The organism is Pengzhenrongella phosphoraccumulans (genome assembly GCF_045689905.1).
Lineage (GTDB): Bacteria > Actinomycetota > Actinomycetes > Actinomycetales > Cellulomonadaceae > Pengzhenrongella > Pengzhenrongella phosphoraccumulans.
Genome location: NZ_CP144210.1, coordinates 89,081 through 115,556 on the forward strand (window position 1 = coordinate 89,081; position 26,476 = coordinate 115,556).

At 71.0% G+C, this 26,476-nt stretch carries 30 protein-coding genes and 1 tRNA gene; 19 read left to right on the plus strand and 12 right to left on the minus strand.

What is annotated here, in order from left to right; genetic code table 11:
* The first annotated feature begins 154 nt into the window (after positions 1-154).
* The 10 genes from VTA80_RS00445 (at position 155) to VTA80_RS00490 (ending at position 7,828) form a co-directional block, all read left to right on the plus strand.
* Positions 155-409: a hypothetical protein gene (locus VTA80_RS00445; RefSeq protein ID WP_407343462.1), complete on the plus strand. Its 255-nt coding sequence runs from the start codon at positions 155-157 to the stop codon at positions 407-409.
* On the plus strand, positions 406-1,236 hold the full coding sequence (locus tag VTA80_RS00450) for a hypothetical protein (RefSeq protein WP_407343463.1): 831 nt from the start codon (positions 406-408) through the stop codon (positions 1,234-1,236). The genes VTA80_RS00445 and VTA80_RS00450 overlap by 4 nt, the downstream gene beginning before the upstream one ends.
* Positions 1,229-2,221: a ParB N-terminal domain-containing protein gene (locus VTA80_RS00455; RefSeq protein WP_407343464.1), complete on the plus strand. Its 993-nt coding sequence runs from the start codon at positions 1,229-1,231 to the stop codon at positions 2,219-2,221. Before VTA80_RS00450 ends, VTA80_RS00455 begins: the two co-directional genes overlap by 8 nt.
* A gap of 10 nt (positions 2,222-2,231) precedes the next feature.
* Entirely contained in the window at positions 2,232-2,906 is a 675-nt protein-coding gene (locus VTA80_RS00460; protein WP_407343465.1) for a hypothetical protein, read from the plus strand.
* 12 nt (positions 2,907-2,918) lie between these two features.
* The gene (locus VTA80_RS00465) at positions 2,919-4,121 is read left to right on the plus strand and encodes a M23 family metallopeptidase (RefSeq protein WP_407343466.1); all 1,203 of its coding nucleotides are present in this window, start codon (positions 2,919-2,921) and stop codon (positions 4,119-4,121) included.
* Entirely contained in the window at positions 4,118-4,408 is a 291-nt protein-coding gene (locus VTA80_RS00470; RefSeq protein WP_407343467.1) for a DUF6112 family protein, read from the plus strand. Before VTA80_RS00465 ends, VTA80_RS00470 begins: the two co-directional genes overlap by 4 nt.
* A gap of 35 nt (positions 4,409-4,443) precedes the next feature.
* A complete protein-coding gene (locus VTA80_RS00475) occupies positions 4,444-4,749 on the plus strand; it encodes a DUF6112 family protein (protein WP_407343468.1) in 306 nt (101 codons plus the stop codon).
* Between the two features lie 29 nt (positions 4,750-4,778).
* A complete protein-coding gene (locus tag VTA80_RS00480) occupies positions 4,779-6,038 on the plus strand; it encodes a conjugal transfer protein TrbL (protein WP_407343469.1) in 1,260 nt (419 codons plus the stop codon).
* Positions 6,035-7,498 (plus strand): SCO6880 family protein, encoded by a 1,464-nt coding sequence (locus VTA80_RS00485; RefSeq protein WP_407343470.1) that lies wholly within the window; start codon positions 6,035-6,037, stop codon positions 7,496-7,498. Before VTA80_RS00480 ends, VTA80_RS00485 begins: the two co-directional genes overlap by 4 nt.
* 96 nt (positions 7,499-7,594) lie before the next feature.
* Positions 7,595-7,828: a hypothetical protein gene (locus tag VTA80_RS00490; RefSeq protein WP_407343471.1), complete on the plus strand. Its 234-nt coding sequence runs from the start codon at positions 7,595-7,597 to the stop codon at positions 7,826-7,828.
* Here the strand turns inward: VTA80_RS00490 and VTA80_RS00495 are convergent.
* A complete protein-coding gene (locus VTA80_RS00495) occupies positions 7,815-8,057 on the minus strand; it encodes a helix-turn-helix transcriptional regulator (protein ID WP_407343472.1) in 243 nt (80 codons plus the stop codon). The two genes, VTA80_RS00490 and VTA80_RS00495, sit on opposite strands and share 14 nt — an antisense overlap.
* A gap of 101 nt (positions 8,058-8,158) precedes the next feature.
* Between VTA80_RS00495 and VTA80_RS00500 the strand changes: the two genes are divergently transcribed.
* From VTA80_RS00500 to VTA80_RS00540, 9 genes are all read left to right on the plus strand, one after another.
* Positions 8,159-8,770 (plus strand): prepilin peptidase, encoded by a 612-nt coding sequence (locus tag VTA80_RS00500; protein ID WP_407343473.1) that lies wholly within the window; start codon positions 8,159-8,161, stop codon positions 8,768-8,770.
* Positions 8,771-8,828: 58 nt separating this feature from the next.
* Positions 8,829-9,287 (plus strand): hypothetical protein, encoded by a 459-nt coding sequence (locus tag VTA80_RS00505; RefSeq protein ID WP_407343474.1) that lies wholly within the window; start codon positions 8,829-8,831, stop codon positions 9,285-9,287.
* A gap of 106 nt (positions 9,288-9,393) precedes the next feature.
* On the plus strand, positions 9,394-10,908 hold the full coding sequence (locus VTA80_RS00510) for an ATP-binding protein (protein ID WP_407343475.1): 1,515 nt from the start codon (positions 9,394-9,396) through the stop codon (positions 10,906-10,908).
* Between the two features lie 27 nt (positions 10,909-10,935).
* Positions 10,936-12,030 carry an ArdC-like ssDNA-binding domain-containing protein gene (locus tag VTA80_RS00515; RefSeq protein WP_407343476.1) on the plus strand — a complete coding sequence of 365 codons (1,095 nt, stop codon included), beginning with the start codon at positions 10,936-10,938 and terminating at the stop codon, positions 12,028-12,030.
* Positions 12,027-12,593, plus strand: coding sequence for a hypothetical protein (locus VTA80_RS00520; RefSeq protein ID WP_407343477.1), 567 nt, complete (start codon positions 12,027-12,029; stop codon positions 12,591-12,593). The genes VTA80_RS00515 and VTA80_RS00520 overlap by 4 nt, the downstream gene beginning before the upstream one ends.
* Positions 12,590-14,362: a type IV secretory system conjugative DNA transfer family protein gene (locus VTA80_RS00525; protein ID WP_407343478.1), complete on the plus strand. Its 1,773-nt coding sequence runs from the start codon at positions 12,590-12,592 to the stop codon at positions 14,360-14,362. The genes VTA80_RS00520 and VTA80_RS00525 overlap by 4 nt, the downstream gene beginning before the upstream one ends.
* A 166-nt stretch (positions 14,363-14,528) precedes the next feature.
* The gene (locus tag VTA80_RS00530) at positions 14,529-14,978 is read left to right on the plus strand and encodes a hypothetical protein (RefSeq protein ID WP_407343479.1); all 450 of its coding nucleotides are present in this window, start codon (positions 14,529-14,531) and stop codon (positions 14,976-14,978) included.
* A 13-nt stretch (positions 14,979-14,991) separates the two neighbouring features.
* Positions 14,992-15,606, plus strand: a complete 615-nt coding sequence (locus VTA80_RS00535; protein ID WP_407343480.1) for a hypothetical protein — start codon at positions 14,992-14,994, stop codon at positions 15,604-15,606.
* The gene (locus VTA80_RS00540; protein WP_407343481.1) at positions 15,603-16,625 is read left to right on the plus strand and encodes a hypothetical protein; all 1,023 of its coding nucleotides are present in this window, start codon (positions 15,603-15,605) and stop codon (positions 16,623-16,625) included. The genes VTA80_RS00535 and VTA80_RS00540 overlap by 4 nt, the downstream gene beginning before the upstream one ends.
* A gap of 70 nt (positions 16,626-16,695) precedes the next feature.
* Here the strand turns inward: VTA80_RS00540 and xerC are convergent, their stop codons facing one another.
* From xerC to VTA80_RS00595, 11 genes are all read right to left on the minus strand, one after another.
* On the minus strand, positions 16,696-18,042 hold the full coding sequence (gene xerC, locus VTA80_RS00545; RefSeq protein ID WP_407343482.1) for a tyrosine recombinase XerC: 1,347 nt from the start codon (positions 18,040-18,042) through the stop codon (positions 16,696-16,698).
* 6 nt (positions 18,043-18,048) lie between these two features.
* On the minus strand, positions 18,049-18,285 hold the full coding sequence (locus tag VTA80_RS00550) for a helix-turn-helix domain-containing protein (RefSeq protein WP_407343483.1): 237 nt from the start codon (positions 18,283-18,285) through the stop codon (positions 18,049-18,051).
* Positions 18,286-18,512: 227 nt separating this feature from the next.
* Positions 18,513-18,586 (minus strand) — tRNA-Pro (locus tag VTA80_RS00555).
* Between the two features lie 299 nt (positions 18,587-18,885).
* Positions 18,886-20,424, minus strand: coding sequence for a ribosome biogenesis GTPase Der (gene der, locus VTA80_RS00560; RefSeq protein ID WP_407343484.1), 1,539 nt, complete (start codon positions 20,422-20,424; stop codon positions 18,886-18,888).
* A gap of 26 nt (positions 20,425-20,450) precedes the next feature.
* Entirely contained in the window at positions 20,451-21,149 is a 699-nt protein-coding gene (locus VTA80_RS00565) for a lysophospholipid acyltransferase family protein (protein ID WP_407343485.1), read from the minus strand.
* Positions 21,146-21,874, minus strand: coding sequence for a (d)CMP kinase (cmk, locus tag VTA80_RS00570; RefSeq protein WP_407343486.1), 729 nt, complete (start codon positions 21,872-21,874; stop codon positions 21,146-21,148). The genes VTA80_RS00565 and cmk overlap by 4 nt, the downstream gene beginning before the upstream one ends.
* An 11-nt stretch (positions 21,875-21,885) precedes the next feature.
* On the minus strand, positions 21,886-23,013 hold the full coding sequence (locus VTA80_RS00575; RefSeq protein WP_407343487.1) for a prephenate dehydrogenase: 1,128 nt from the start codon (positions 23,011-23,013) through the stop codon (positions 21,886-21,888).
* 7 nt (positions 23,014-23,020) lie between these two features.
* A complete protein-coding gene (locus VTA80_RS00580) occupies positions 23,021-23,896 on the minus strand; it encodes a pseudouridine synthase (protein ID WP_407343488.1) in 876 nt (291 codons plus the stop codon).
* A complete protein-coding gene (locus VTA80_RS00585) occupies positions 23,893-24,660 on the minus strand; it encodes an SMC-Scp complex subunit ScpB (protein ID WP_407343489.1) in 768 nt (255 codons plus the stop codon). Before VTA80_RS00585 ends, VTA80_RS00580 begins: the two co-directional genes overlap by 4 nt.
* Positions 24,657-25,544, minus strand: coding sequence for a segregation and condensation protein A (locus VTA80_RS00590; RefSeq protein WP_407343490.1), 888 nt, complete (start codon positions 25,542-25,544; stop codon positions 24,657-24,659). The genes VTA80_RS00585 and VTA80_RS00590 overlap by 4 nt, the downstream gene beginning before the upstream one ends.
* Positions 25,528-26,415 carry a ParA family protein gene (locus VTA80_RS00595; protein WP_407343491.1) on the minus strand — a complete coding sequence of 296 codons (888 nt, stop codon included), beginning with the start codon at positions 26,413-26,415 and terminating at the stop codon, positions 25,528-25,530. The genes VTA80_RS00590 and VTA80_RS00595 overlap by 17 nt, the downstream gene beginning before the upstream one ends.
* Positions 26,416-26,476: the final 61 nt, after the last annotated feature.

Here is a 26,476-nt window from a genome sequence, read left to right on the forward strand (position 1 = left end):
CCTTGAACCAGAGCCGCCGCTGGCGGAACCGCCCGCTGCCCCGACGGCGCCGTCACCGCTGGCTGTGCATGGCGACCCCTCCCGCCCGGCACCCGACCCGAACCTCGCACTCACCCAAGCCACCGACCGCGCCCAGCGCGCGCAGGTCGCTTGGATGCGGCCGGCTGACATGCCGACGCTTGTCGGACGCGAGCTCCTCGGCCGCGCGGTCGAGGTGCAGGCGGCATTCGCCCATCGAAGCTGGAGTGCCCCGGCACGCATCACGCGGGCCGCGATCGCAACCCACGACCACACGCAGACGCCCGAACCGGACGCCGGACTCAAACCACCTCCGGGCGTCGATGCTCGCGGAGTCGACGCCGACGAGTTCCTTGATGGTCCCGACCAGCAGGGGGTGCAACTGACATGAGCACCCCGGCCTTCACCACGCCCGGCGGACTACGCGAACTGTTGCGCCGATTCGCCGATCCAACTCACCCATCCCAGTGGAACGGGCCAGAAGGTGACGCGCTCGCGCGGCACTGCATCGCACGCTTCACGCCGTTGGCTCGCAAGTATCGGCAGCCCCCGCAGGATGCTGCGTCGTTCGCGTTCGAGGTGATGTGCGACCCGCACCTGCTCGACGCCGATGACCCGTGGGCCGTGGTGACCACTGCGGTCAAGCGCTCCTTCAGTGCCCAGTTCACCGGCGACTCGCTGCTGTGCGGGGATCGCGCGGCGCGCCGCGCCGTCGACGTGCACGACCCGCAGCGGATCACCGACCGCGACTGGACCTTCCTCGAGGCCCAGCTCAGCCCCGAGACCGACAACGACGATGCCCCCGTCCCACGCAGGACGAAGGCCGGCGATATCGCGCCGGTCGAACTGGGCTCGGCCGTCAACGAGGCCGTCGGACTGTTGCGGGCGTGCGGCTGGCCACCCGACGCCGCCCAGTTCGCGCTGGAGTACATCGGCGGCCGCCTGGAACTGGCAGGCAACCCGGCAACGGCGTTCGAGTACCTGCGCCGCGACAAGGTCGCGCGCGCTCACCTCGACATCGGCCAGCACGCCTGGACCGCGGTGCTGACCGCTGTGCTGGGCAGCCCCGACCCCGACCGAGGCCTGGGTCCGACCGGGAAAGGGATGCTCCTGCGGATCCTCGCCGGCTCCCCCCTCGACCTGGTCGCCACCGACACCGGCCTCGTTTCCGCCCTGGCGTCATCCGCACCGCGAGAAAGAAGGCCCAGCGATGTCTGAGATGGGCGGATTCCTCCAGCTCGACCGCAGCGTGGACTCGATCACGGTCGGTGCCCGGCACCGCAAAGACCTCGGCGACCTCGGGGTGCTGGCCCGCTCGATCGCCGACCGGGGCCTGCTGCAGCCGATCACGATCACCCCCGACGGCGCACTGGTGTGCGGGTTGCGGCGGCTCGAGGCGATCAAGCAGCTCGGCTGGCGGACCACGAACGTGTGGGTGCGCCGGGTCTCCGACGGTGCGCATCGCCTGCTCGCCGAGCAGGACGAGAACGCCATCCGCAAGCCCTACACGGACCTGGAAGCCGAAGAGCTGTACCGCGAGATCAAGACCCTGCTCGCAGAGGAGGCCGACCGCCACCGCGCCGCGACGCAGTTCGGCAACCGGGCCGCGACGACAAGAGCAGAACACGGTGTGCTCGATTCGAGCACACCGCGTGACCTGGTCGGCAACTCCCGCAAGCGGGCCGCGCTCCTGGTGACCGGCAGTGAGTCATCCACCCGGATGGAGCAGATCGGACAGATCCGCGATCTGGCCGCCGACCCCGCCCAGCCGCAGCGGATCCGCGACGTGGCGACCAGAGCCCTGGAGCACATCCGCGCCGGGAACCCGGTCAACCCGGCCTACCAGTCGGTCCAGGCCGCGCTGGGCAAGACCGCCGCCACCCCAGAACGACCGCGGCCCACCGACGCCGAGCTCGAGGCTGTGGTCCAGGCCACCCTCAAACGGAGCCAGGCCCCGACCAAGGGCAAGTCCCGACCTGGGGCGAACCCGCCACCGTCACCGACCGGGTTCACCGGCTCGCGGCGGATGTGGGTGCTCACGTTCCGGGACCTGGACGGATGGCTCGGCGGGTACGACCCGGCGGACTTGGCGACGTCGGTGAGCGCCGCCGAGTGGGCGACGTTCGAGCGGGTCCTGGCGCAGATGACCGCCTTCGCCGAAGCGGGCCGCGCCGAGCGCGACGTCGTGCGCGAGATGGTCTAGGGCGCCGGCGATGCTGTACTCCCCCACCCGCTTCGGCCTGGTTCGCGCCGCACTCGTCGGCGTCACTGTCGTGCTACTCGTCGGCGTCGTCGGGCTCGCGATCTCCACGTTCGGCCAGCCCGACACACCCGCACTCCCGGCTACATCGACGTCGACGACGGTCGACACCACGAGGCCCGCGACCGCGCCCATGTCCCGCGACGCGCTGGCGCCGGTAGTGCCCTCGCGCGACCCGGTCGATTTCGCGACGTCGGCGGCGCGTGCACTGTTCGAGTGGGACACCACCATCCCGGTGGCCTTGGCCCAGTACAGGGGGCGCCTGTTGGTCCTCGCCGATCCGAGCGGCCAAGAGTCAGCTGGCCTGGCCCTGGACCTGGCGACCTACCTGCCGAGCCCGCCCGCGTGGGAGCACCTGCGCGGGTACGACACCCGGCAGTGGTTGGAGGTCACCGGCGCGCTCGTCCCGGATGCGTGGACGGACGCCATCGGCCGGGACCCGAACCTGGTCGCTCCCGGCACGTTCGCCGTGACCATCACCGGCATCCGGCACCGGGCCGGCACGTGGGATGGGGAACCGGTCACCGACCAGTTCGACGTCGCGTTGACCGCCTTTGTCGGGTGCGAGCCGACCTACCCCACCTGCTCCCTGCTGCGCCTGACGCAGCTCGACAAACCGCTGCGATAAGGGTCCAACGCCATGCACCGCATCGTCGTCGCCGCCGTGGTTGCCGTCCTCGCCGGCCCAAGTGCTGTCGTGGTCGTCCTCACCTTGTTCGTGGGCTCGATTGTCGGTGCAGCGTGCTCGACGGCCACCCCGGTCACGATCGGACCCATTCCCGAACAGCTGCAGGCCACTGCGGCGGACGGTTCACCGGTCCGATTAGACCGCACACAGCTGGGCCACGCGGCGACGATCATGGCCGTCGGCTCACGCATCACCGGGGTGGGACCTGGAGGTCTGCTGGTTGCGCTCATGGCGGGGCTGACCGAGTCCGGACTGCGGATGTACGCCAATACCACCGCCTACCCGACGTCGGCGAACTACCCGCACGACGGTGACGGGGCCGACAACGACTCCCTGGGCATGTTCCAGATGCGCCCCGCGGCCGGGTGGGGCTCGGTCACCAACCTCATGGACCCGACCTATCAGGCGCGAGCCTTCTTCGGCGGACTCGACGGCCCCAACGGTGGGTCCCCACGCGGACTGCTGGACATCAGTTCCTGGCGCGAGCTACCCGCGGGCGCCGCGGCGCAGGCGGTCGAGGTGTCCGCCTATCCAGACCGGTACGCCCGGTACGAGCCAGTCGCCGCAGCGATCCTCGCCGCGCTCACCACGCCCGACACGCCCGCCACGACGGTGCCGGCTCCGGTGGCTTCCTCGGCACGGGTCTTCCCGCTGCCCGGCGATACTTGGTCGCCGACCAGCCGATACGGCATGCGCCTGAACCCGGTTACCCACGTGTGGGCGTTGCACTCCGGCGCGGACCTCGCCGCCCCGGCCGGAACGCCGGTGCTGGCCACCGCAGACGGACGCGTCGTGGCGGCCGGGCCCGGCGGCGGGCTGGGCAACCGCATCACCCTCACGCACGCGACCGGCGCGGGGCCCACCGCCGGCGACACCGTCGCCTCGGTCTACGGGCACCTGCTCGACGGCGGCATCCACGTCGCGGTTGGCGACCTCGTGACCGCGGGCCAGCACATCGGCGATGTCGGCTCGACCGGCATCTCCTCAGGCCCGCACCTGCACTTTGAGCTGCGCCCCGGCGGGCCCGACCGGCCCGCGATCGACCCACAGCCGTGGCTCGATGGCGCAGCTCATCTGAGCGCAGGCGAACTGATCACTGCCGGGCCGACGTCGACGTGCCCGGCCAACGCTGCGAACAGCGGGGTGAACCCGTGAGCCGCGCGCACGTCTTGGCTGGCACCGTCGGCCCCGACTTCGGCGCTGTCGCGGCGTCCGACGATCTCGCCCGCATCGTCGGGGCGCTACTCACCGTCGCGCTGATCACCGCCGTCGGGATGCTCGTTCTCTGCGCGGCCGCGTGGGCGATCTCGTCCAATGCCGGCAGTTGGCATACCGCCGCCCGCGCCCGCACCGGGGTCCTGGTCGCCCTGGGCGGGGCGGTGTTGACCGGCGCTGCCCTCGCGTGGACCAACTGGCTCCTGAACACCGGTGCATCCCTGTGAGCCGCCACCTGCCCTGCGAACCAAGGAGAACCACCATGTTGCCCATCACAACTGCGGCCAGCGCCCTGGCCAGCATCGATATCACCCCCAACACCACCGGCCTGCCCGGCATCGAAGCGCTGCGGACCATCGTGGGCGCGATCATGACCGTCGGACTGATCCTCGCCGTCTTGGCGCTGATCATCTCCGCGATCGTGTGGGCCATGGGTGCGAACTCCTCCAACCCGCACCTGGCCGGCCGCGGCAAGACCGGCGTCCTGATCGCCCTGGGCGCGGCGATCATCTGCGGCGCGTCGGTCACCCTCGTGAACTTCTTCTGGACCGTCGGCCAAAGCATCTGAGCACCGAATCGCAAGGAAGGCGACCACTCATGGGCGTATGCGAAGTACCCGTCGTCGGTGGCCTGTGTGCGGCCGCAACGCAGGGCGCAACAAACTGGTTCATCACCGGGTTCGAACAGGCCGCGCAGGTCGCCGGGCAGGCCGCGGCGTACTTGTTCGAGTCGATGTGGTCCATCTTCGAAGCCACAACCTTCGTCGACATCACCAGCGGCCGGTTCACGTCCGTGTACAACCAGCTGTTCGGCATCGCCGTGTTCGTGATGCTCGCGTTCTTCTTGCTTCAAGTCACTGCCGCGATGGTCCGCCGTGAAGGCGCCGCACTCTCGCGCGCCGCGGTGGGGCTGGCCAAGTCGATCTTGAGCTCGTTCATTGTGCTGACCCTGATCGCGATCGCTTTGCAGATCACCGACCAGCTCACGATCGGCATCGTGGGCGCCGCCGGGACCACGATGGAGGATCTCGGCGCAAGGATCGCCCTGCTCGCCGGTGGCATCACGTTGACCATCCCTCTCGCCCCGGGTGTCGGCGCCCTGCTCAGCTTGTTCGTGGCGTCCCTGGCGATCGGCGGTGCGTTCATCATCTGGATCAGCTTGCTCGTGCGCAAAGCCCTGCTCCTGGTCGCGATCGTCTTCGCCCCCATCGCGATGGCCGGGATGTCGTGGGACGCCACCCGGGGCTGGGTCTCGCGCTGGGCCACCCTCGTGCTCGCACTCATCGTGAGCAAGCTTGTGATCGTGGTGTTCTTCTTGCTCGCTGTCACCGAGCAAGCCGCGCCGATCAGCTCCGACCTGCAGTCCTTGTCAGACCCGATCTCCGGTGTCGTGTTGATGCTCATCGCCGGCTTCGCCCCGTACTTGACGTACAAGGCAATCAGCTTCATGGGCGTGGACTTCTACCACGCCATGAGCAGCGAACAAGAAGCCAAGCACGCCCTGAACCGGCCGCTGCCAACCCCGAGCAGCTTCACCCGCCCCGCCCCGGCCCCCGTGCTCGAGGGCGCCAAGGGGTCCTCACCGCCCCGGCCTCCCACCACCTCCTCGGCCAGCCCGGCGGCGCCCGCGCCGTCGGCGCCCGCGACCGCAGGGGCGGGCGGCGGGTCGACCCGCGGTGCGGCGGCCGGTGCTAGTGGAGGCGCCGCGGTCGGCGCCGGTGTGGGTGCGGTAGCCGCCGCAGCCGTGGCCACCCAGCGCACCTGGGCCGCCGGCCAGGCCACCGGGCACTCCGTTGCCGGGGCTACCCAGCGCCAGCACGACGCCGCCACCTCCCCCAGTCAAGGAGACCAACGATGACGACCACCCCGCACACCGGCGCCACCTCGGACGTCGAATCGGTCAAGTTCTCCCGGCTGGCCCGTCGCGGGGTGCTGCTGGGCCTGTCCCTGGCCCAACTCACCGTCGTCGGCATCGGGGCACTCACCCTGGTGGCGTCCCTCTACCTCGGCGGCCACGCGCTCGCATACACCGCACCGGTCCTCGCCGTACTCGCCGCGCTGGTGTGGGTGCGGATCGCCGGAAGCCCGGTCATCGCGTGGGTTCCGATCGCGGCCCGCTTCGCCCAACGCGCCGCCACCGGCCAGAACGTCTTCCACCGGCGCCTGACCATGCCCCGCCCCTACGGCACCTTGGCCCTACCCGGTGACGCCGCGAGGCTTCGCCTGTGGACCGACGCGGTCACCGGTGGCGCGATGATCCACGACCCGCACGCCGGGACCCTCACCGCGATCGTCAACCTCACCCACCCGGCCTTCATCCTCCTCGATCCCGCCGAGCAGCAGCGCCGCGTGGCCGGCTGGGGCCGCGTCCTCGCCACCGCCTGCCGTTCCGGTCGCGTCGGCGCCCTTCAGGTCTGCGAGCGAACCGTGCCCGACTCCGGCAAGGGCCTGGCGCACTGGTGGGCTGCGCACGGGTCGCGCGCCGATACCTGGGTCACGCGCACCTACGGCGAACTCATCGACCGCGCCGGCCCCGCAGGTGAACGCCACGCGTCGACCCTCTCGCTCTCGATCGACCTGCGCGCCTGCGCCCGCCCCATCCGCGCGGCCGGCGGGGCGATGCGTGGTGCGGCCGCAGTGCTGCGCCAAGAGATGGAGTCCTTGGCCTCGGCGCTACGGGCTGCGGACCTGGCCCCCTCGGACCTGCTCACCCCCGCGGACTTGGCACTCATCCTGCGCTCGGCCTACGACCCGGTCGTGGCCGCTGCCCTGGACCGCCGCGGTACGACCGGCCGCGACCTGGCCACGGCCGGACCGGTCTCGGCCGCCGAAGAATGGCAGCACACCCGGTCCGACTCCGCCTACCACTGCGTGCTGTGGATCTCCGAGTGGCCCCGCTCCGTGGTCTACCCCTCCTTCTTGGCCCCGCTGATCGGGACCTCGGGCGTGCGCCGCACCTTCACGATGCTCTTCACCCCCGTGCGCGCCGACGTCGCTGCCAGGGACATCCGCAAGAAGAAGACCGAGTACCTCGCCGACGCCGCCCAACGCGCGAAGATCGGTCAGATCGAGGACGCGTCCCAAAGTGCCGAGTACGCCGACGTGCTCCAACAAGAAACGGACCTCACCGCCGGCCACGGCATCCTGCGTGCCACCGGGCTGATCACCGTCAGCGCCCCGGACCCCACCGAACTCGAGCGGGCCGTGGCCGCGATCGAGCAAGCCGCCATCCAAGCCTCGTGCGAGACCCGCAGGCTGTGGGGACAACAAGCTCAAGCGTTCACCGCCGCAGCCCTACCACTGTGCCGACCGACCTAGACTGATCCTCGAACACTTGTTCGAGGACGGGAGTTGGGTGCGGTGACCGGAGAGGGACGCCGACGCGTCGGCGCAACGGGTATCGAGCAGGTCCCGATGCGCGACGCTGCCCATGACGCACCCAAGGAGGAACGCCAGGGGCAGCGGGTCGTTGAGCCGGCCGATCCGCTGCCGGTGCGGGTGTGGATCGGTGCGCACCAGTCCGGCAACCATGAATGCGACGGGTATGCGGTCGGCTGGACGATCCGGCAGGTTCATGTTCGCTACCTCGACCCCCACGGGCGTGAAGGCTTCGCGTGGGTGTGGGCCAACGCCGTCACCCGCCGTTGATGTCGCCCGCCCCACCGGCCTGCTCGGCCTTTGTCCGGGTGGCGGCGTACCGCTGCTGGATGTACGCCTCCAGTTCGCCGACCTCGATGCGCCAGATTCCGCGCCCACCGATCTGGATCGCGGGGATCTGGCCGCTCTTGACCAGCGCGTACCCCTGGCTCGAGCTGATACCCAACGTCTGGCACGCGCGAGCCAGGCTGATGAATCGCGGGGGCTGGTCGGTCGTCACCGCCCCTACGTTTGCACGACCCGAGCGAGTGGGTTCACCGTCGTCCACAGCCCCAACAACGGATCTGTTGTGATGTGTGCGGTGCTCCCTACGGTGGGCCGGTGATCAAGGGTGCCCGCGAGGGTAGGTCGTCGGCTGGCACGGCCACCGACGCCGACCCCGTGCGCGCAACCACGGGTCAACTCGTGGCGGCGCACGGCCCCGAGATCATCGTCGTGACGCTCATCTTGGGCTGCGTGGCCGTGTTCGGGGTTGGCGACCCGCTGCTGGTGGCCGCGCTTGTGGCGCTGTGTCCGATCGCTGCGGCGGCGGGGGTCGTGGACGCGGCGACCCGACGCATCCCGACACCGCTGACTGTGGCGGCGGCGACGGTGGGCGTCGTCGGGCTTGGTGTGGCGGCCGCGTCGATCGGCGCCCCGGCGACGAATGGTCGCGCGCTCGCCGCGGGCGTTGCGGTCGCAGTGTTCTACCTGGTGTTGTGGCGCTTCGTCGGCGTCGGGGCCGGCGACGTGAAGTTAGCCGCAGCGTTGGGCATCTTTGCGGGATGGGCCGGCTGGCCGTGCGTGGTCGCGTTCGTCGTGTTAGCCCACCTGCTGGCGCTTCCGTTCGCACTGTGGCAGCTGGCCCACCAGGGGGCAGATGACGTGCCATTCGGCCCGGCGCTTGTCGGCGGCGCGTATCTCGCCATCGCCCTAGTCGGGGTCGCGTCCTGACCTGGGGCGCCGCGCACACCTCCTGGTATGTGTTCTGCGCCCGAATCTGGAGGCTGTGATGACGAGCTTTTCTGACCCCATGGACTCGGCCAACGAGTTGGCCGATCAGGTACGGGCGCTCGCGAACGCGACGCGCAGCTTCGAGGGCAAGGCCGGCGACACGTACTGGGTGCTGGGCAGCCTGTTGGCGGCGAACCGCCGAATGCAGCAGGTCTACGCCCAGCTCGCCACCGCGCACGTCACCCACCAGGACCTGGCGCACACCGACGCCGGCAACGCCCTGGAAGGGCGCGCCCATGCGCACAACGCGGCGATGGCGCTGCGTCGGGCGGCGGCCTTGCTGGGCAAGGTCGACGACGAACTGGGTGAGGCCTCCGTCCAGTCCGGTCGCATCGCGTGGTACCCACCCGCCCCACCCCAGCAGCAGCGCTCCCCCCAGGTCGAGATCACCGCCGACGGTGACGGGCTCGACCTCGGCGCGCACCGCGAAGCCGGCGGCCCCGGCCTGAACGACTGAAGGGTCCGCCCATGGCCCAGATCGCCGCCGCGCACCGCCGCGACGACCCTGCCACCGCGACGATGCACGCTGTCGCCCACGGCCACGCGCAGATCCGGGAGCCGCGATGAACCGGGCACCCTCGCGGCTGCGCACCGCAGTCCTCGTGGCACCCACAGGTGAGCGGCGCCAGCTGCGCAAAGCTCGCCGTGCGGCCGCCGCCCGCCTGGGCGCCCTCGAGCAGGACGCCGCGAAGGCCGCCGCGGTGGCCGATCTACGCACCGAGCGGGACCAGCGGCGCGCCACGGCGTACCTGCCCAAGGCCGGCGAGCCGGGCCCCGCGGCCCTGCGGACCCACGGCCGGCTGCGGCTACCGCGCCACCAAGACACCTCAGCGACCTGGGCGGGCGCGTACCCGTTCCTGGCCGAAGGTGGCCTCGGCGCCGACGGAGTCTTCGTCGGCCAAGACCTGTACTCCGGCAGCTCGTTCGTGTACGACCCGTGGGTGCTCTACCAGCGTGGGCTGATCACCGCCCCCAACATGGTGCTGGCCGGCATCGTCGGGTCGGGCAAGTCGTCCCTGGTCAAGTCCCTGTACACGCGATCGATCGCATTCGGACGCCGCGTCTACGTACCCGGTGACCCCAAAGGTGAGCACACCGCGGTCGCCGAAGCCGTGGGCGGGCGCGCCATCGCCCTCGGCCCTGGCCTGGCGAACAGGCTCAACCCCCTCGACGAGGGCCACCGCCCCACCGGTTTCGACGACGCCCAGTGGACCATCCACCTGGCAACCCGGCGCCGCGACCTGCTCGGTGCGCTCGCCGAGACCGTCCTGGATCGGCGCCTGACGCCGCTCGAACACACCGCCATCGACGTGGCCCTGGCCGAGACCGTGCGCTCGTCGCAGGTGCCGGTCCTCCCGATGGTCGTGGACCGGATCCTGGCACCCAACAACCGCCACGGCGCCGACCGGCGACTGACCGAAGACGGCCGATTGGTCGGCCACGCGCTGCGCCGACTCGTGGCCGGCGACCTGGCCGGGATGTTCGACGGGCCCTCCACGGTCCGCTTTGATCCGACCTTGCCGATGATGTCCCTCGACCTGTCCCGCGTCGCGCAGAACAGCGCCGCCCTGTCGGTGCTGATGACGTGTTCGTCGGCGTGGATGGAATCCGCCCTGGCCGACCCGAACGGCGGGCAACGCTGGGTCATCTACGACGAAGCGTGGCGCCTGATGCAACACCCCGCGCTGCTGCGCCGCATGGACGCCCACTGGCGCCTGGCCCGCCACTACGGCATCGCGAACGTGCTGATCTTCCACAAGCTCTCCGACCTGGACAACGTCGGCGACCAAGGCTCGGCCCTGCGGGCGATCGCGTCCTCGCTGCTCGCGAACGCCGAGACCCGGGTCATCTACCGCCAAGAGCCCGACCAGCTCGCGCACACCGCCACCGCGCTCGCCCTGACCCGCACCGAGCAAGCCCTGCTGCCCACCCTCGGGGACGGCCAAAGACTGTGGCGCATCCGCAACCGCAGCTTTGTTGTGCAGGCACAGCTCCACCCCGACGAGGCGACCTTGTTCGACACGGGTCGCCGCGCCCGGGGGGAAACCGCTGGGGGCGTCCGCACACCTACTGGGTAGACCGACCCCGATCTCCAGGAGGCTGCCATGGCGAACCAGACCACGACCGACCGCGAGGCCAAGCTCGCCGCCGTGCACACCACGCTCGCGCAGTCCGTAGCGGCGCTGGTCACCGGCGAGGACTGGCGCCGGGCGATGGAGTTCGCCGCACGGTTCCGCTCGCGCTCGTTCAGCAACACCCTGCTGATCTACGTCCAGCATCACCAGGCGTACCAACAAGGTCAGGTGAGCCAACCGGTGCCGACGTTCGTGGCGGGATACCGCCAGTGGCAGTCCATCGGCCACCAAGTCCACCGCGGAGCCCACGGCTACGCGATCCTCGCCCCGGTCGTCGCGCGCTTCGCCGCGAACCACTGGTCCGACCCCCGCAGCGCGTGGCACCGCCTCGGCCCCGGTGAGAAGCCCGGACGCGGTGAGATCCTGCGCACCCAGCTCGTCAACACCAAAGTCGCCCACGTGTGGGACGTGTCCAGCACCGACGGTCCCCCGCTCCCGTCGCCGCCTGCACCACAACTGCTCCAAGGTCGCGCACCCGACGGGCTGTGGGCAGGGCTCGCCCAACAGGTCACCGACCACGGGTTCGATCTGACCGCCGTGCCGAACGCGGCAGCCATCGATGGCGCCAACGGCACCACCAACTACCTGACCCGGACCGTGTCCATCCGCAGCGACGTCGACGACGCGTCAAAATGCCGCACCCTGGGCCACGAACTCGCCCACGTCCTGATGCATGGACCCGGCAGCCCCGACGCAGCCGGGCATCGAGGGGTCGCGGAAGTCGAAGCGGAGAGTGTGGCCCTGATGCTCTTCGCAGCCCACCAGATGGACAGCTCCCCCTACACCGTCCCGTACGTGGCGACGTGGGCGTCATCGGTGCCCGGCAAGGACCCGGTCGAGGTGATCGCGGCGACCGCCGACCGCGTGCGCACCACCGCACTCGCGATCCTGGACCGCCTCGAGACCGACAAGATCCCCACGGGCGACCCACCCGGCCTGAACCGCGCACCACACCCGGGCCGCCCGACCCACCCCACCGAACCAGCGCCTGGCGAGCCCAGCGGCGAGCCGGATCCAGATCTCGCCCTCAACCTGTCCGCCGACCCCGAAGGGGTGACGTTGTGAACTCCCAGCCGCAGCCTGACCTGCCGCGCATGTTCATCCTCGAGCGAGCGGACAAGTCGCTGAGCGTCGCAGTCGATGGCCGCACCCAGGACCTCCCCGCCGACTACGCCCAAACAATCCCCGACCCGTGGCAGCCAGCCCGCGACCTCGCGCGCCTGATCGACCGGTGCGTGTTCGCCGAGCTCACCGACTCAACCGGTGAGCGGTACACCCACGTGTTCGACCCCGACGTGCCGATCCACCCGCAAACCCCTGACCCGTCACCCCGCCCGCTCGCGAACACCCGCGCGGCGGGGAACCCGGCAAGTACGCCACGGGGGCCGGAGCCGGCGTTCAGCATCTCCGGTGACGGCTTCGCACCGGGTGAGGATGTCTACATCGCCGTCGTTGTCTCCACCCGCACCGCGCGTGCGGACGGGGTGGCCCGGCTCCCCCTGCCCGGCGCCCTGCTCAACCGGATCCCCGGAGTGCTGATCATGTTCGGCCTGGAATCCCAGACGCTGATCGTCTCCGACCCCACCGGTGAGGCGATCGCCGCCGCCGGTGGCGACCGGGCCGCATGAGCGCCCCCCACCAGGGCTCCGGCGCGGTCAACGACGAACTGGTCAACTTCGCCCTGGTCCTGCTGATCTGCTTCGCCGCCCTGGCCGGGTTGCTCCGGTTCGCCGCCACCATCACCGCCTTCATCGCCCGCACCGACCAACCCGCCGGTGGGCTCGAGTCCGGGGTGCGGGTGCTCACCGATCCGGCCAACCCCGCCACCGCGCTGCACGCACCGGGTCTGAACCCCGTCGGGTACTGGATCGTCGTGGCGCTCCTGCTCGCAGGGCTCGCTGCGGTGGCCTGGTTCGGGTGGCGGCTCAGAGCGCGCCTACGCACGACGTCGCCCGACCCGCACCGCCTGGTCGGTACCGCGACCGCTCGCGACGTCGCCGTTTTCGCCTCACCGAAGTCCCTGCTGAAACGTTCGACCACCCTGCGCCCCTCGCTGAGCAGTCCCCGACCGTGCGACGTGGGCTACCTGCTGGGTTCCGCCCACCGGCAGACCGTGTGGTCCTGCGTCGAAGACTCCATGCTCCTGCTCGGCCCGCCCCGCTCAGGCAAAGGCCTGCACCTGGTCATCAACGCCATCCTTGACGCCCCGGGGGCGGTTATCGCGACCTCGACGCGACCGGACAACCTCGCTGCCACGATCACCGCCCGGCGCGATCGCGGGCCCGTGGCCGTGTTCGACCCACAACAGCTGGCCGAAGGGCTCCCGACCGGGTTTCGCTGGTCGCCGGTGCGCGGGTGTGAGAACCCGCTGACCGCGATGATCCGCGCCACCGGCCTGTCCTCGGCCACCGGACTGTCCAGCGGCGGGGTCGAGTCCGGCGGGTTCTGGGAAGGCAAGACCCGCACCGCACTCCAAGCCCTCCTGCACGCCGCCGCCCTGGGAGAGTGCACCCCCCGCCAGCTGTTCTCCTGGTCGCTGTCACCCTCAACTGCGGCCGACGCCGTCGCTATCCTCGCCTCCCACCCCCACGCCGCACCGGGCTGGTCGGAGTCCCTGGACGCGATGATCCACTCCGACCCGCGCACCCGAGACTCCATCTGGATGGGCGTGTCCCTGGCGTTGTCCTGCTTGGCTGACCCGCGCGTCATGGACGCCGTCACCCCCCGACCCGGTGAGCACTTCGACCCCACCACGTTCCTCACCCGCAACGGCACCCTGTACCTGCTGGCCACCGGCGCCGGCGCCGGCGCGTCCTGGTCCCTGGTTGCAGCGTTCATCGAAGACCTCGTCGAAACGGCTCGTCACCTCGCTGCAGCTTCCACCGGCGCCCGCCTGGATCCACCACTGCTGCTCGCCCTGGACGAGATCGGGAACCTGTCGCCGTTGCCGTCCCTGCCGGTGCTGATGGCCGAAGGCGGTGGCACCGGCATCACCACCATGACCGTGCTGCAGTCCCTGTCCCAAGCGCGAGACAAGTGGGGTGACCACGCTGCGGGAGCGATCTGGGACGCGTCCATCGTCAAGATCGTCCTGGGTGGCACCTCCGCAGCGCGCGACCTGCAAGACCTGTCCGCCCTGGTCGGCGAACGCGACGAGCAGACCGACTCCGTCACGCGGGGCGACTACGGCTCACGATCGGTTCAGCAATCAACCAGGCGCGTGGCGGTCATGCCACCCGAGGTGATCCGCACCCTGCCGTTTGGTACCGCCCTGGTCCTGCTGCGCTCCGCGCCACCTCTGGTCACCGACCTGCGTCCCTGGACGCGGCGCCCCGACGCCACCCAGCTCGCCGCCGATCGTGCCGCCGTCGAACGGTCCTTGCGGCGCGCTACCTAGCCGCAACCGAGTGCTGACCGTCCTGCCCGCTCGCACCTGTGCGTGCTTAGCCCGCCGGGCGCGACGGCTCCGGTGCCCTTCGGCGATCGCGACCCCGGGGTGCCGCGCACACCTAACAGTCGACAGCGGTTGCCGATCCGGCACCGCCCGGCAGTTGGAGGTTGCGATGACGATCCCTACCCAGACCTGCGTTGCTGGGTTCATCGTGTCGATGGGCACGCTCGAGCAAACAGTCAAAGGCGTGCACTACGTGCGGGCCCGGGTCGGCGTCGACGCGCCGGTGAACGACCCGGTCGGGCCCGGCCGACCCGCGGGCAGGATCTACTTCTTCCTGTACGTCTATGGCGACGCGGCCGAGCGGGTGTCGCGTCGTTTTCGTAGCGGCGACGTCTTTGTCGCCTCGGGCCGGGTGGGTTACGCCCCGTCGACCGGGAGCGTTTTCGTCGCCGAGCGGATCGGCCACGACGCGAAGCGAACCACCTACCGGGTGGTCCGCACCCGCCAGCGCAGCCGGCGCGCCACCCGCAGCCGCGAGCTCGACGAGCAGGCGACCTCTACCGCGCCGACCGCTGACGCGGCGGTCGCGGCCATCCCCGCGCCAGCCGGCGCCATCTAAGGGGCCCGCGACGATGACCAGCGACCCCACCGACACCGCCGCGCGTCGCACTGGCACGACCGGCCAACAGCCGCCCAACGCGACCCGTGACCAACCCGTTTCCCTCCAACCGCCGCGGATCCCGGTCGTCAACTGGCATGACCTGACCCCTGCCGACGCCCGCGCGCAGTGGCACCGGCTGGACCGGTGGGTGACCCAGGTGCGCAAGGACTACGGCCTCGCGCCCAACGTCATCCCGCCGCTGTGGCACCGCCACCCGGAGCTCGTGTGGGAGCTGTCCGCGCTGCACACGTACTGGCTCAACGCCTACGGCCCCGGCGCGCAAGCCACGTCGCCGCTGATGTTCCAACGGTACTTCGCCGAATCGCGCACCCGGCTGCGCGAGTGGGTCGCGACCTGCGGAACGAAGATCGACACCGACCGACCGACCCGGCAGACCGCTTGGCCCGGCGAAGCGCCGCACACCATCGCCCCCGAGCGACCCATCGTCGACCGTCAGGCCGACTTCCAGGCGTTCGTGACCGCGGACGTCGCCCGGCGCCGGGAAGCTGCAGGCGCCGATCGGGGAGTGTTGACGCTGTTGATTGGCCAGGACTGGCTCGGTCAGACCGAGGCTGGTGCGTCATGACCGGCCCCGACGATCCGTCATGGCGAGAGCGCGCCGACCGGGTCGCGATGGACGACAGCGAGCACACCAGCGCACTGCGCCCGCACCGCATCATGACCGGACACCTGTGGATGGCACTGCGCACCCTGGGTTTCGATTCCGGGCGTGTCCTGGTCCACGGCGACGACCCGACCGCGTTCCTCGGCCATCCCCAGGCTAAAGGCCACGGCTTCGCCTCACTGACCGCAACCGTCGGCCCGGCCGATCATCTCGGCTACCCAGTCCAGGCCGAGAAGTTCACCGACGTCACCGAGCGATTCGACCTCGTCATCGGCGCCCTGCCGTACAACGACGTCAAGTTCACCCACCCCGCCCACCAGACGCAACGCAACGCCTGGCAGGACCTGCTGACCCTGGCCTCCCTGAACCTCACCAGACCGGGCGGACTCACCGTCATCCTCGCCTCCCACGACCTGCTCGACTCCCCCCACACCAAGGTCCGACAGCAGATTGCCGACCAAGCCGAACTCATCGGAGCGGTGCGCCTACCCGGCGGCATCCAACGCAACATCGCCGGCACCGACAACCCGACCGACCTGCTGCTCCTGCACCGCGCAGCGCCCGGCACGGTGCGCCAAGAGCTCGACTTCATTTACGCAGCCCCGATCACCGTTGACGGTCGGATGCTCCTGCTGAACAACTACTTCGACGAACGACCCGACTACGTGCTCGGACAGATTGGCGTCGATCCCTTCAACGGCGGCCCGAACGCGCTGACCGTAACCGCCGACCCAGCGCTGTTCGAGGCCGACCTGAGCGACGCCCTGGAGGACATCGCCACCCAGGCGCGCCAGGCAGGCCTGACGTACGAGTCGCGCGCCACCCGCCTCGACGTCGCAGCCCACGATGCGGAGCAACACGCGGTGGGCGGCGCGAGTCTGAACGCGGCACCGGCGATGGACCGAGAGCCGGGCACCAGTGACGACGCGCCCGACTGGGACGACCCAGCCCACGGCGAACCAGGGCTCGGACTCTGGTGAACGGACCCGCGCTCGAGCGGGGCGGGACTTCCTCAGCCGCCGCCGTGAGGACGGTGACCGTCCGGCCCGTTCACACGATGACGCTCATAGGCGGGCCATCATTGCTCTCGCCGAGCCGTCGCTTGTTGGACTTCTTCGAGTCCTTCGACTTCTTGACACCGTCCGAGTTGGGGGACTTCTTCTTGGACGCGCTCACCCGTTTTGGGTGCGGGTCCTTCTTTGGGCCGAGCGGATTCGCCCCAGGCGCAAGCATCCGCTCGAGGATGTCGGCCGTCTTTGGGTTCACAAGCTCATTTGGCTCGATGTAGTGCACCCGCGTGATCTCGGTGGAGGTGTGTCCGAGCAGCTCGGCGGCAAGGTCAATACCGCCGGCCCGATCGATGGTCGTGGCTACCGTCCGACGAAACGCATGCGGCGTCACCCCTGCCGCATCCGACTTCTTCAGGACGGTCCGCAGCGTGCGCCGGAAGTTGTTTGTCGTGATCGGGGTGTCGTTGCGGGTGAAGAAGACCAGGTGTTCCGGTTCGACGTCGCCGATTCTCGCGAGGCGCTGTGCCAGCGCTGTGGCTGCGAACGCGGGGATGGTCACGGTCCGCCGCGATCTGTTTGTCTTTGGGTGGTCTTGACGGAACGTCGGTCCATCGTCGAGCGAGATGATCGTGCCGGCGATCCGCACCGTCGGCGGCATCGTTTCGAGGTCCACGTCGCAACGGCGCAGGGCAAGCACCTCACCGATTCGGGCCGATGTGCCGAGCATCGTCTCGATGATCGCCCCTACCTGCCCATCAGGCTTCGGTCCTGGCTTGCCATCGGGATGTCGCTCCCACGCGGCCACCATTGCTCGGACGATTTCAACCGTCTCCAGCGTCAGAGCGCTGGCCTGGTGCGCGGGCTGATGCAGAGTCTCGACCCCGGCGACGGGGTTGCGGTCGATCGCCTCCCAGCGCACCGCAAGCTTGAAGCACAGGTTGAGCACGACCTTCGCCTTCTGTGCTCGGTTGTAGCTGAGCTGGTACAGCTCCTTGAGCAGCCGGTCGACTTTGCGCACAGTGATCTCTCGCAGCGTGAAGTGCTCGAAAGCCGGGAGCACGAGGGTGCGCATGTCCCGCTCGTACCTGTACCGGGTACTGGGGGCCAGCCGGTGGGAACCGTCAAGGCTTGCCAGCCAGGCGTCAACCAGGTCAGTGAAGGGCGAGTCCGCCGTCAGCTCATCGGTGCCTGCGGTAGCCAGCTCGTCGGTGGCAATCTTGCGTTTGACCTTGCGAAGTGCTTCGGCTTTGGATCGTCCGGTGGCCTTGACCTTGCGCGGTCGACCGGCGTGATCGCGGAATCGGACTTCGGCCTGGATCTTGCCGCTGGGGGTTTCCTCGAAGTAGGTCTCGCCGTAAGCGCCGATAGGTGTGCGCGGTCGTGCCACCGTCGATCACCGCTTCCCGTATCCGGGCGCGATGCCAGCCGACTGCTCGCGGCACTGCTCGAGCCACGCGCGCACGTCCGAGGCCGCGTACCGCACGTGATTGCCGATCTTGTAGGCGGTGGGGCCTTCACCCTTGGTCCGCCAGTCCTTGATCGTCTTGATCGGCACCCCCAGAAGTTCCGAGAGGGCATCGATACTCATCAGCGGCTCAAGCCCGCCGCTGGGCATGGAGTTGGTCTTCATGCACGACAGGTGTGCGGCCCGCTCCAGCCACCTCGGCCTGGCTCGGACGTGGCTTCGGCCGGACGGCCGGTGACCACACTCGGTGCGGGCCCCGCGGAGGAGTTTTTCCCCTGTTTTTCCCCTGTGACTCAATTTCGGCGACCTTTCGGTTGCGGTCACCGTCCATCTCGGAGAACAAGAATAGCCCCGGACCTGCACATATGCAGGTCCGAGACCATCTCACACGGTCGGGCTGACAGGATTTGAACCTGCGACCCCCTGACCCCCAGTCAGGTGCGCTACCAAGCTGCGCTACAGCCCGCCGGCCCCGGAGGGCCAGCGGAAACACTACCTCACCGACGCCCCGACTCCCGACCCGCCCCCGCGCGAGCCAAGCGGGGACCAACCGAGACGGGCAGACGTCGTCGGGCACGACCAGCGGCCCCGCCCGCAGTCACCGCCACGGCCGACCCCCCGCCCCCACAAGGCCCTCGGACGGCCAACGCGACCGGACGCCCGTCCGGCACCAACGGAGCCGAGCAACAGCCCCCAAACAACAGCAAACCCCGGCCGCCGAACCCCTTCGGGTCCAGCAACCGGGGCCGCCTCACCTCACAAGCCTCAACGCCGACGCTTCTCCCGAACCCGCACGGAGATCGAGATCGGCGTCCCCTCGAACCCGAACGTCTCCCGCAGCATCCGCTCGATGTACCGCCGGTACCCGGCCTCAAGGAACCCGGTGGTAAAGAGCACGAACCGCGGCGGACAAGTAGCCGCCTGCGTGGCGAACAGGATCCGAGGCTGCTTCCCCCCACGCAACGGGTGCGGGTGCGACGCCACGAGCTCCCCCAGGAACGCATTCAGCTTCCCGGTAGAGATCCGCGTCTCCCACGAAGCCAGCGCGCGCTCCAGCGCCGGAACCATCCGGTCCGTGTGCCACCCCGTCTTCGCGGAGAAGTTGATCCGCGGCGCCCACTGCACCTGCACCAGGTCCTGGTCGATCTCGCGCTCGAGGAACGGGCGACGGTCCTCGTCCATCAGGTCCCACTTGTTGTACGCGATCACCAGCGCGCGGCCGGCCTCGACCACCTGAGAGATCACGCGGGTGTCCTGCTCGGTCATCTTCACCGAGGCGTCCACCAGCACGACGGCGACCTCCGCCTTCTCGATCGCGGTCTGCGTGCGCAGGGACGCGTAGAAGTCGGCACCCGAGGTCTGGTGCACGCGGCGGCGGATGCCGGCGGTGTCGACGAACCACCACGGCTTGCCCTTGAGCATCACCAGCTCGTCGACCGGGTCGCGCGTGGTGCCGGCGACGGAGTCGACGACCACGCGGTCCTGCCCGAGGATCTTGTTCAGCAGCGACGACTTGCCGACGTTCGGCCGCCCGACCAGGGCGACCCGGCGCGGGCCCCCCTCGGGGATCTCAGCGCCATGGGCGGAGACGGTCGGCAGCGCCTTCATGGCGGCGTCGAGCAGGTCGCCCGTGCCGCGCCCGTGCAGCGCGGAGACGGGGTGCGGCTCGCCGAGGCCCAGGCTCCACAGGTCGGTCGCGTCCGACTCGGACCGCGGCCCGTCGACCTTGTTGGCGCACAGCACGACCGGCTTGCCGGCCTTGCGAAGCAGCTTCACGACGCGCTCGTCGGTCGCCGTCGGGCCCACCTGGGCGTCGACGACGAACAGGACGGCGTCGGCCAGCGAGATCGCGATCTCCGCCTGCTCGGCCACCCGCGCGGCGATGCCCTTGGCGTCGACCTCCCAGCCACCGGTGTCGATCACGGTGAAGTGGCGCCCGGCCCACTCGGCGCGGTAGTTCACCCGGTCACGGGTCACGCCGGGCTTGTCCTCCACGACGGCCTCGCGGCGGCCGAGGATGCGGTTCACCAGCGTCGACTTGCCCACGTTCGGGCGGCCGACGACGGCCAGCACCGGGAGCGGGGCCGACGGCCCCTCGCCCTCGGGGCCGGCCCCGGAGCCGTCGAGCAGCTCCTGGTCGTCGTCCTCGAGCTCGTACTCGGCCATCCCGGCGCGCAGCGCGCGCTCCCGGGCCAGGTCGATCTCAGTTTCGTCCGCGGTCGACACCGCGGTTGCATCGGCCACGACGGGTGCCGTCACGTCAGGCACATACTCGTCGGGCAGGGTCTGGTCAGGTCCACTCATACCCCTATCCTCCCAGCCCGCGGGAGTTACTCCGAACCGGCTCCCGATCGCAGGGGGTCGTCGGTGGGCAGCGCGAGCCCCGTGCGTGCCGCCGCAGAGGTCACCAGGGCGGCCAGCGCGACCCGGATCGCCTCGTTCGCGGCCTCCAGCGCGGCCCGCCCGGACGTGCCCGGCGTGCGCTCCAGCACCAGCGGCCGGCCGAACTCCACCGCCATGCACCGCCCCAGCCCGGGCACGCGCCCGACGCCGTCCCCCGTGCGCCGGGTCCCCAGCATCGCGACCGGGATCACCGGCGCGGGCGCGTTCAACGCGAGCCAGGCGACGCCGGCCTGTGCGCTGGTCGCGTCGCCGCGGCCGCGGGTGCCCTCGGGGAACACCCCGACCACTCCCCCGCGCCGCAGCACGTCCAGCGCGCTGTGCAGCGCGAGCCGCCCGCCGTCCTTCTCGACCGGGATCTGCCCCGCGGCGCGCAGCAGCACGCCGGTGGGCCCAGTGAAGCTCGCCGCCTTGACCAACAAGTGCGCCGGCCGCGGGGTCACCCCCACGAGGATCGGCCCGTCGATGGCGCTGGTGTGGTTCGCGGCGAACAGCACCGGCCCGCTCGCCGGCACGTGCGCCAGCCCGGTCACCTGCGTGTCCCACACCCCGTAGGCGAGAAAATGCCCGACCCAGTGCGACCAGCGCGGCCCCCACGCCGACGGCCCGGTCCGCTCGGTGCCAGTCACCCCTGGCGTCCGGCGACGCGGGCGACCACGTCGAGCACGGCCTGCACGGTCTGCTCGAGGTCCAGGTCGGAGGAGTCCACCGTCGTCACGCCGTCGGCCGCGACGTGGAACTGGACCACCGTCGAGTCGTCGGCGTCGCGGCGAAGCACCTGGTCGCGGGTGGCGAGCATCGCGGCGGCACTGGCGCTGCCATGGACGTCAAGAGCGCGGCGCGCGAGCCGGGCGTCCTCGCTCGCCGTGAGCAGCACGCGAACGTCGGCGTCGGGCGCCACCACCGTGGTGATGTCGCGGCCCTCAGCGAGCACGCCGCGCCCGCCGGAGAACGAACCGGGCAACGCCTGCGCGGCGATCTCCGCGCGCTGGCGCCGGATGAGCTCGGCGCGCACCGCAAGATTCGTGGCGACCGCGCTGACGGCGGTCGAGATGGCGGTGTCGCGGATCGCCTCGCCGACGTCCACACCGCCCACGAACACAGTCGGCGCAGCAGGGTCGACGCCCATTACCAGCGGCAGCGCGACGACCTGGGCGGCCACGGCGTCGGCGTCGTCCAGCCGGACGCCGCGCTCGAGGCACCACCACGTCGCGGCGCGGTACATCGCGCCGGTGTCGAGGTAGGCGAGCCCGAGCCGGGCCGCGACGCGCTTGGACACCGAGGACTTACCGGAACCGGACGGCCCGTCGATCGCGATGACGAGCGGGAGGGGAACGGTGGTCGTGCCGAGCATGGAAGGTCCTATCAGCTGGCGAGGCGCCAACCGCGTGCGGTCAGCTCCTTCTGGAGGTGGTCGGCGCGGCCGGGCAGCACCCAGACCGCGGCCATGCCGACGGGCCGGCCCGAGGAGTGCTCGAGCTGCAGGTCCTCGAGGTTGACGCCTGCGGCGCCGACATCGGTGAGCAGCCGCGCGAGCTCGCCGGGTGCGTCGGGCACGAGCACGGTGACGACCGCGTACGCCCGCGGAGTACCGCCGTGCTTGCCGGGGATCCGGGCCACGCCGGCGTTGCCGTCGGCGATGGTGCGGGCGAGCACGCCGAGGGCGCCGGGCACGCTCTCGGGCGCGGCGCCGGGGGCGGCGGCCTGCGCGAGGGCGTCGATGATGCGGTCCAGGTCGGCGCGCATCTCGACGAGCACCGGCCCGATCGACTCGGCGTTGGCCGCGAGGATCGAGGTCCACAGCGCGGGGTCGCTCGCGGCGATCCGGGTCACGTCGCGCAGCCCCTGGCCGGACAGGTCCAGGGCGGCGGGCTCGGCGTCGCGCAGCCGGGCGGCCACCAGGCTCGCGGCGACCTGCGGCACGTGCGAGATGACCGCGACGGCGTCGTCGTGCGCGCGCGGGTGCATCGCGACGGGCACGGCGCCGAGGTCGGCCGCCAGCGTCCGCACGGCGAGCAGGGCCTCGCGGGACGACTCCCCCGAGTCGGTGATGACCCAGGGGCGGCCGAGGAACAGGTCCGGCAGCGCGCCGGCCGGGCCGGAGCGCGCCCCGCCCGCCATCGGGTGCGAGCCGACGTACCTGCTCAGGTCGGCGCCCGCGGCGCGCAGCGAGTCGAGCACGTGGCCCTTGACGCTCGCGAGGTCGGTGACGATCGCCGTCGGGTGCGCGGCCAGCTCGGCCAGCACGACGTCGGCCGTCACGTCGGGCGGCGCGGCGACGACCACGAGGGTGACCGGGGCGTCGTCGGGCCGGGCGGTGCGGCCCGCCCCGACGTCGCGCGCCAGGGCGAGCGCGGTGCGCGAGGGGTCCCACAGCACGACGTCGACGCCGCGGGTGGACAGGCCCAGCCCGACGCTCGCGCCGAGCAGGCCGGTGCCGACGACCCGCACCGGGCCGCGCGTGGCGACCGGAGCGGGGGCGTCGAGGCTCACGCCGCGGTCACATCCCGACCGTGGACATCAGCGACCCGACCTCGGGCTGGGACAGCACGCGGGTCGTGCCCGAGCGCAGGTCGCCGAGCCGGATCGGGCCGATCTGGGTGCGCACGAGGCGGTTGACCGGGTGGCCGACCTCCTCGAACAGGCGACGCACGATGCGGTTGCGGCCCTCGTGCAGCACGATCTCGACGAGCGCGGCCTGCGGGGTGGAGTCGACCACGTGGTACTTGTCGACCTTGGCGATGCCGTCCTCGAGCATGATGCCGTGCAGCATCTTGTTCGCGACGTTCGAGGCCACGCGGCCCTCGACGTACGCGAGGTAGGTCTTGGGGACCACGTGCGACGGGTGCGCGAGCCGGTTGGCCAGCTCGCCGTCGTTGGTGAGCAGCAGCAGCCCCTCGGTCTCGGCGTCGAGCCGGCCGATGTGGAACAGGCGCTCGTCGCGGTCGGCGACGAAACGGGCCAGGGACGGGCGACCCTCGGGGTCGTGCATCGTGGAGACGACGCCGAGCGGCTTGTTCAGCGCGATCGTCACCAGCGAGGTGTCGAGCTGGATGCGCATCCCGTCGAGGTGGATGATCGCCTTGGCCGGGTCGACCCGCACGCCGAGCTCGTGCATCTGGACGCCGTCGACCGTGACGCGACCGGACGAGATGAGGTCCTCGCACGCGCGCCGCGAGCCGAGACCCGCGGTGGCGAGCACCTTCTGCAGGCGGATGCCGTCGGCGACGTGCACGTCACGTTCGGGCTCGGGCGGGGTCACCGGACGGGCCGGTCGGCCGAGCGTGGGCCGCTGCCGGGCCGGCGCTCCGCCGGAGGTGCGACCCGCTCCCCGCTGTCCGCGTTCCGGGCGATTGCCACCAGTGCTCGTGCTCACGTGTCATCTCCTGCTACATCGTCTACGCCTTCGAAGGCGTCGAAATCTGGAAGGTACGGTGCCAGGGGCGGCATCTCTTCGAGCGAACCCAGCCCCATCCGCTCCAAGAAGTATCCCGTAGTCCCGTACAGGACGGCACCGCTGGTCGGATCGACGCTCACTTCGGCGACCAGGCCGCGCGAGGTGAGGGTCCGCACGACGCCGTCGACGTTGACCCCGCGCACCGCCGAGACCTGCCCGCGGGTGACCGGTTGACGGTACGCGATCACGGCGAGGGTCTCGAGCGCGGCCTGGGTCAGGCGCGCCGTCTGGCCCTCGAGCACGAAGCGGCCGACGACGTCCGCGTACGCGGGGGCCGTGTAGATCCGCCAGCCGTTGCCGGCGCGGCGCAGGTCGAACCCGCGGGGCCGGGTTGCGGGCTGCCCCGCCTCGCCAGCCTGCCCGACGACGGCCTCGCCCCGGTACTCCGCCGCGAGCTCGCGGCACAGCTCCTCGACGACCGCCGTCGGCAGCGCGAGCACGCTCGCGAGCTGGACCGCGGGGATCGGCTCGTCCGCGACCATGAGCACGGCCTCGAGCGCGGCGAGCGCGCCGCCGGGCAGGTCCGCGACGTCGAACGCGAGCTCGTCCGCCGCGATGCCGGCCGCGACCGCTTGGGCGGCCTGGCTCACGTCGGCGGCCTCCGGCACGTCGGCGGCCTCAGGCACGTCCGTAACCGCATCCACGTCGGCAGCCTCGTCCGCGCTGGTCTGGGACTCGCTCATGTGGTCTCCTCCACGTCGTCGTAATCGTCGACGACCTCGATCTCGCCCTTGTCGGTCCCGGTCCACCGCACCGTCAGCTCCCCGAGCGGGGTGACCTGCTCGAACCCGACCGCGCCCTCCCGGAACAGCTCCAGCAGCGCGAGGAAGCGGACGACGACGACCAGCGGCGAGCCGGCGTCGGCCACGAGGGTGCGGAACGACGCCGCCCCGCCGCGACGCAGGCGCTCGACCAGGATCGCGGCCTGCTCGCGCACGCTCACCGCCGGCGCGTACACGTGGCTGAGGTCGACCGCCGGCGCCGGCGCGCGCGGCGCGATCGCCTTGGCCGCGAGCGCGGCGAGCTGCTCGGGGCCGATCTGCCACACGAGCTCGGGCAGCAGCGCCGCGAGCTGCGGCTCGAGCGAGACGGTGCGCGGGTAGCGGCGACCCTCCGCGGCGAGCCGGACGGCGATCGCGGCGGCGACCTCCTTGTACGCGCGGTACTGCAGCAGCCGCGCGAACAGCAGGTCGCGGGCCTCGAGCAGCTCGAGGTCCTCGGCGTCCTCGACCGCGCCCGCGGGCAGCAGTCGGGCGGCCTTGAGGTCGAGCAGCGTCGCGGCGATCACCAGGAACTCGCTGGCCTGGCTCAGGTCCCACTGCGGGCCACCCGCGGCGTCCGACGCGCGCAGGTACCCGATGAACTCGTCGGTGACCTCGGCGAGCGCGACCTCGGTGATGTCGAGCTTGCGCTTGGAGATCAGGCCGAGCAGCAGGTCGAACGGGCCGGAGAAAATCTCCAGGTGGACCTCGAACGCCGACGACCCGATCGGGCTGACGACGGCGTCGGGCTGCCCGGCGGCCGCTGGAACTGCGTTCTCGGGCAGAGCGTCAGGCTGCGTCGCCACGCGCGACGAGCTCCCGGGCGAGCTGGCGGTACGCGGTGGCGCCCGCGTGGGTCGGCGCGTAGGTGGTGATCGGCTCGGCGGCGATCGAGGAGTCCGGAAACTTCACGGTGCGCCCGACGACGGTGTGCAGCAGCGTGTCGCCGAACGCCTCCTTGACCCGGTTGATGACCTCGCGCGAGTGCAGCGTGCGCGAGTCGTACATCGTGGCGAGGATGCCGTCGACCTCGAGGCGCGGGTTGAGGCGGTCGCGGACCTTCTCGATGGTCTCGACGAGCAGCGCGACGCCGCGCAGCGCGAAGAACTCGCACTCGAGCGGGATCAGCACGCCGTGCGAGGCGGTGAGCGCGTTGACGGTCAGCAGCCCGAGCGAGGGCTGGCAGTCGACCAGGATGACGTCGTAGTCGTCGAGCACCGGGCGCAGCACGCGGCTGAGCGCCGACTCGCGGGCCACCTCGCCCACGAGCTGGACCTCCGCGGCGGACAGGTCGATGTTCGCCGGCAGCAGGTCGAGGTTCTTGATCCCTGTGCTGCAGATGATGTCGTGGATGGACGCGTTGCGTTCCATCAGCAGGTTGTACACGGTGAGGTCGAGCTCGTGCGGGCTCACGCCGAGGCCGACGGACGCGGCGCCCTGCGGGTCGAAGTCGACGACCAGCACGCGCCGGCCGTACTCCGCGAGCGCGGCGGCGAGGTTGATCGTGGTGGTCGTCTTGCCGACGCCACCCTTCTGGTTGCACAGGGCGATGATCCGCGCCGGACCGTGCGACGTCAGCAGGGCGGGGATCGGGAAGATCGGCAGGAGCCTGCCGACCGGGTCCAGAAGGGCTGCCTCCGCTGTGGCGGACGTTCCGGAACTGGTCTGGCTGCTCACGCACTCAAGTTACCCCAGCGGCTCGGTGGGTCGACGCACAAACGCGCCGCGCGTGGCGACG

Excerpts from the sequence above, each read along its gene's own strand:
- VTA80_RS00445 (WP_407343462.1), top strand. The coding sequence starts at position 155 with ATGCGGCCGGCTGACATGCCGACGCTTGTCGGACGCGAGCTCCTCGGC.
- VTA80_RS00450 (WP_407343463.1), top strand. The coding sequence starts at position 406 with ATGAGCACCCCGGCCTTCACCACGCCCGGCGGACTACGCGAACTGTTG.
- VTA80_RS00455 (WP_407343464.1), top strand. The coding sequence starts at position 1,229 with ATGTCTGAGATGGGCGGATTCCTCCAGCTCGACCGCAGCGTGGACTCG.
- VTA80_RS00460 (WP_407343465.1), top strand. The coding sequence starts at position 2,232 with ATGCTGTACTCCCCCACCCGCTTCGGCCTGGTTCGCGCCGCACTCGTC.
- VTA80_RS00465 (WP_407343466.1), top strand. The coding sequence starts at position 2,919 with ATGCACCGCATCGTCGTCGCCGCCGTGGTTGCCGTCCTCGCCGGCCCA.
- VTA80_RS00475 (WP_407343468.1), top strand. The coding sequence starts at position 4,444 with ATGTTGCCCATCACAACTGCGGCCAGCGCCCTGGCCAGCATCGATATC.
- VTA80_RS00480 (WP_407343469.1), top strand. The coding sequence starts at position 4,779 with ATGGGCGTATGCGAAGTACCCGTCGTCGGTGGCCTGTGTGCGGCCGCA.
- VTA80_RS00485 (WP_407343470.1), top strand. The coding sequence starts at position 6,035 with ATGACGACCACCCCGCACACCGGCGCCACCTCGGACGTCGAATCGGTC.
- VTA80_RS00490 (WP_407343471.1), top strand. The coding sequence starts at position 7,595 with ATGCGCGACGCTGCCCATGACGCACCCAAGGAGGAACGCCAGGGGCAG.
- VTA80_RS00505 (WP_407343474.1), top strand. The coding sequence starts at position 8,829 with ATGACGAGCTTTTCTGACCCCATGGACTCGGCCAACGAGTTGGCCGAT.
- VTA80_RS00510 (WP_407343475.1), top strand. The coding sequence starts at position 9,394 with ATGAACCGGGCACCCTCGCGGCTGCGCACCGCAGTCCTCGTGGCACCC.
- VTA80_RS00515 (WP_407343476.1), top strand. The coding sequence starts at position 10,936 with ATGGCGAACCAGACCACGACCGACCGCGAGGCCAAGCTCGCCGCCGTG.
- VTA80_RS00525 (WP_407343478.1), top strand. The coding sequence starts at position 12,590 with ATGAGCGCCCCCCACCAGGGCTCCGGCGCGGTCAACGACGAACTGGTC.
- VTA80_RS00530 (WP_407343479.1), top strand. The coding sequence starts at position 14,529 with ATGACGATCCCTACCCAGACCTGCGTTGCTGGGTTCATCGTGTCGATG.
- VTA80_RS00535 (WP_407343480.1), top strand. The coding sequence starts at position 14,992 with ATGACCAGCGACCCCACCGACACCGCCGCGCGTCGCACTGGCACGACC.
- VTA80_RS00540 (WP_407343481.1), top strand. The coding sequence starts at position 15,603 with ATGACCGGCCCCGACGATCCGTCATGGCGAGAGCGCGCCGACCGGGTC.
- VTA80_RS00550 (WP_407343483.1), bottom strand. The coding sequence starts at position 18,285 with ATGAAGACCAACTCCATGCCCAGCGGCGGGCTTGAGCCGCTGATGAGT.
- der (WP_407343484.1), bottom strand. The coding sequence starts at position 20,424 with ATGAGTGGACCTGACCAGACCCTGCCCGACGAGTATGTGCCTGACGTG.
- cmk (WP_407343486.1), bottom strand. The coding sequence starts at position 21,874 with ATGCTCGGCACGACCACCGTTCCCCTCCCGCTCGTCATCGCGATCGAC.
- VTA80_RS00585 (WP_407343489.1), bottom strand. The coding sequence starts at position 24,660 with ATGAGCGAGTCCCAGACCAGCGCGGACGAGGCTGCCGACGTGGATGCG.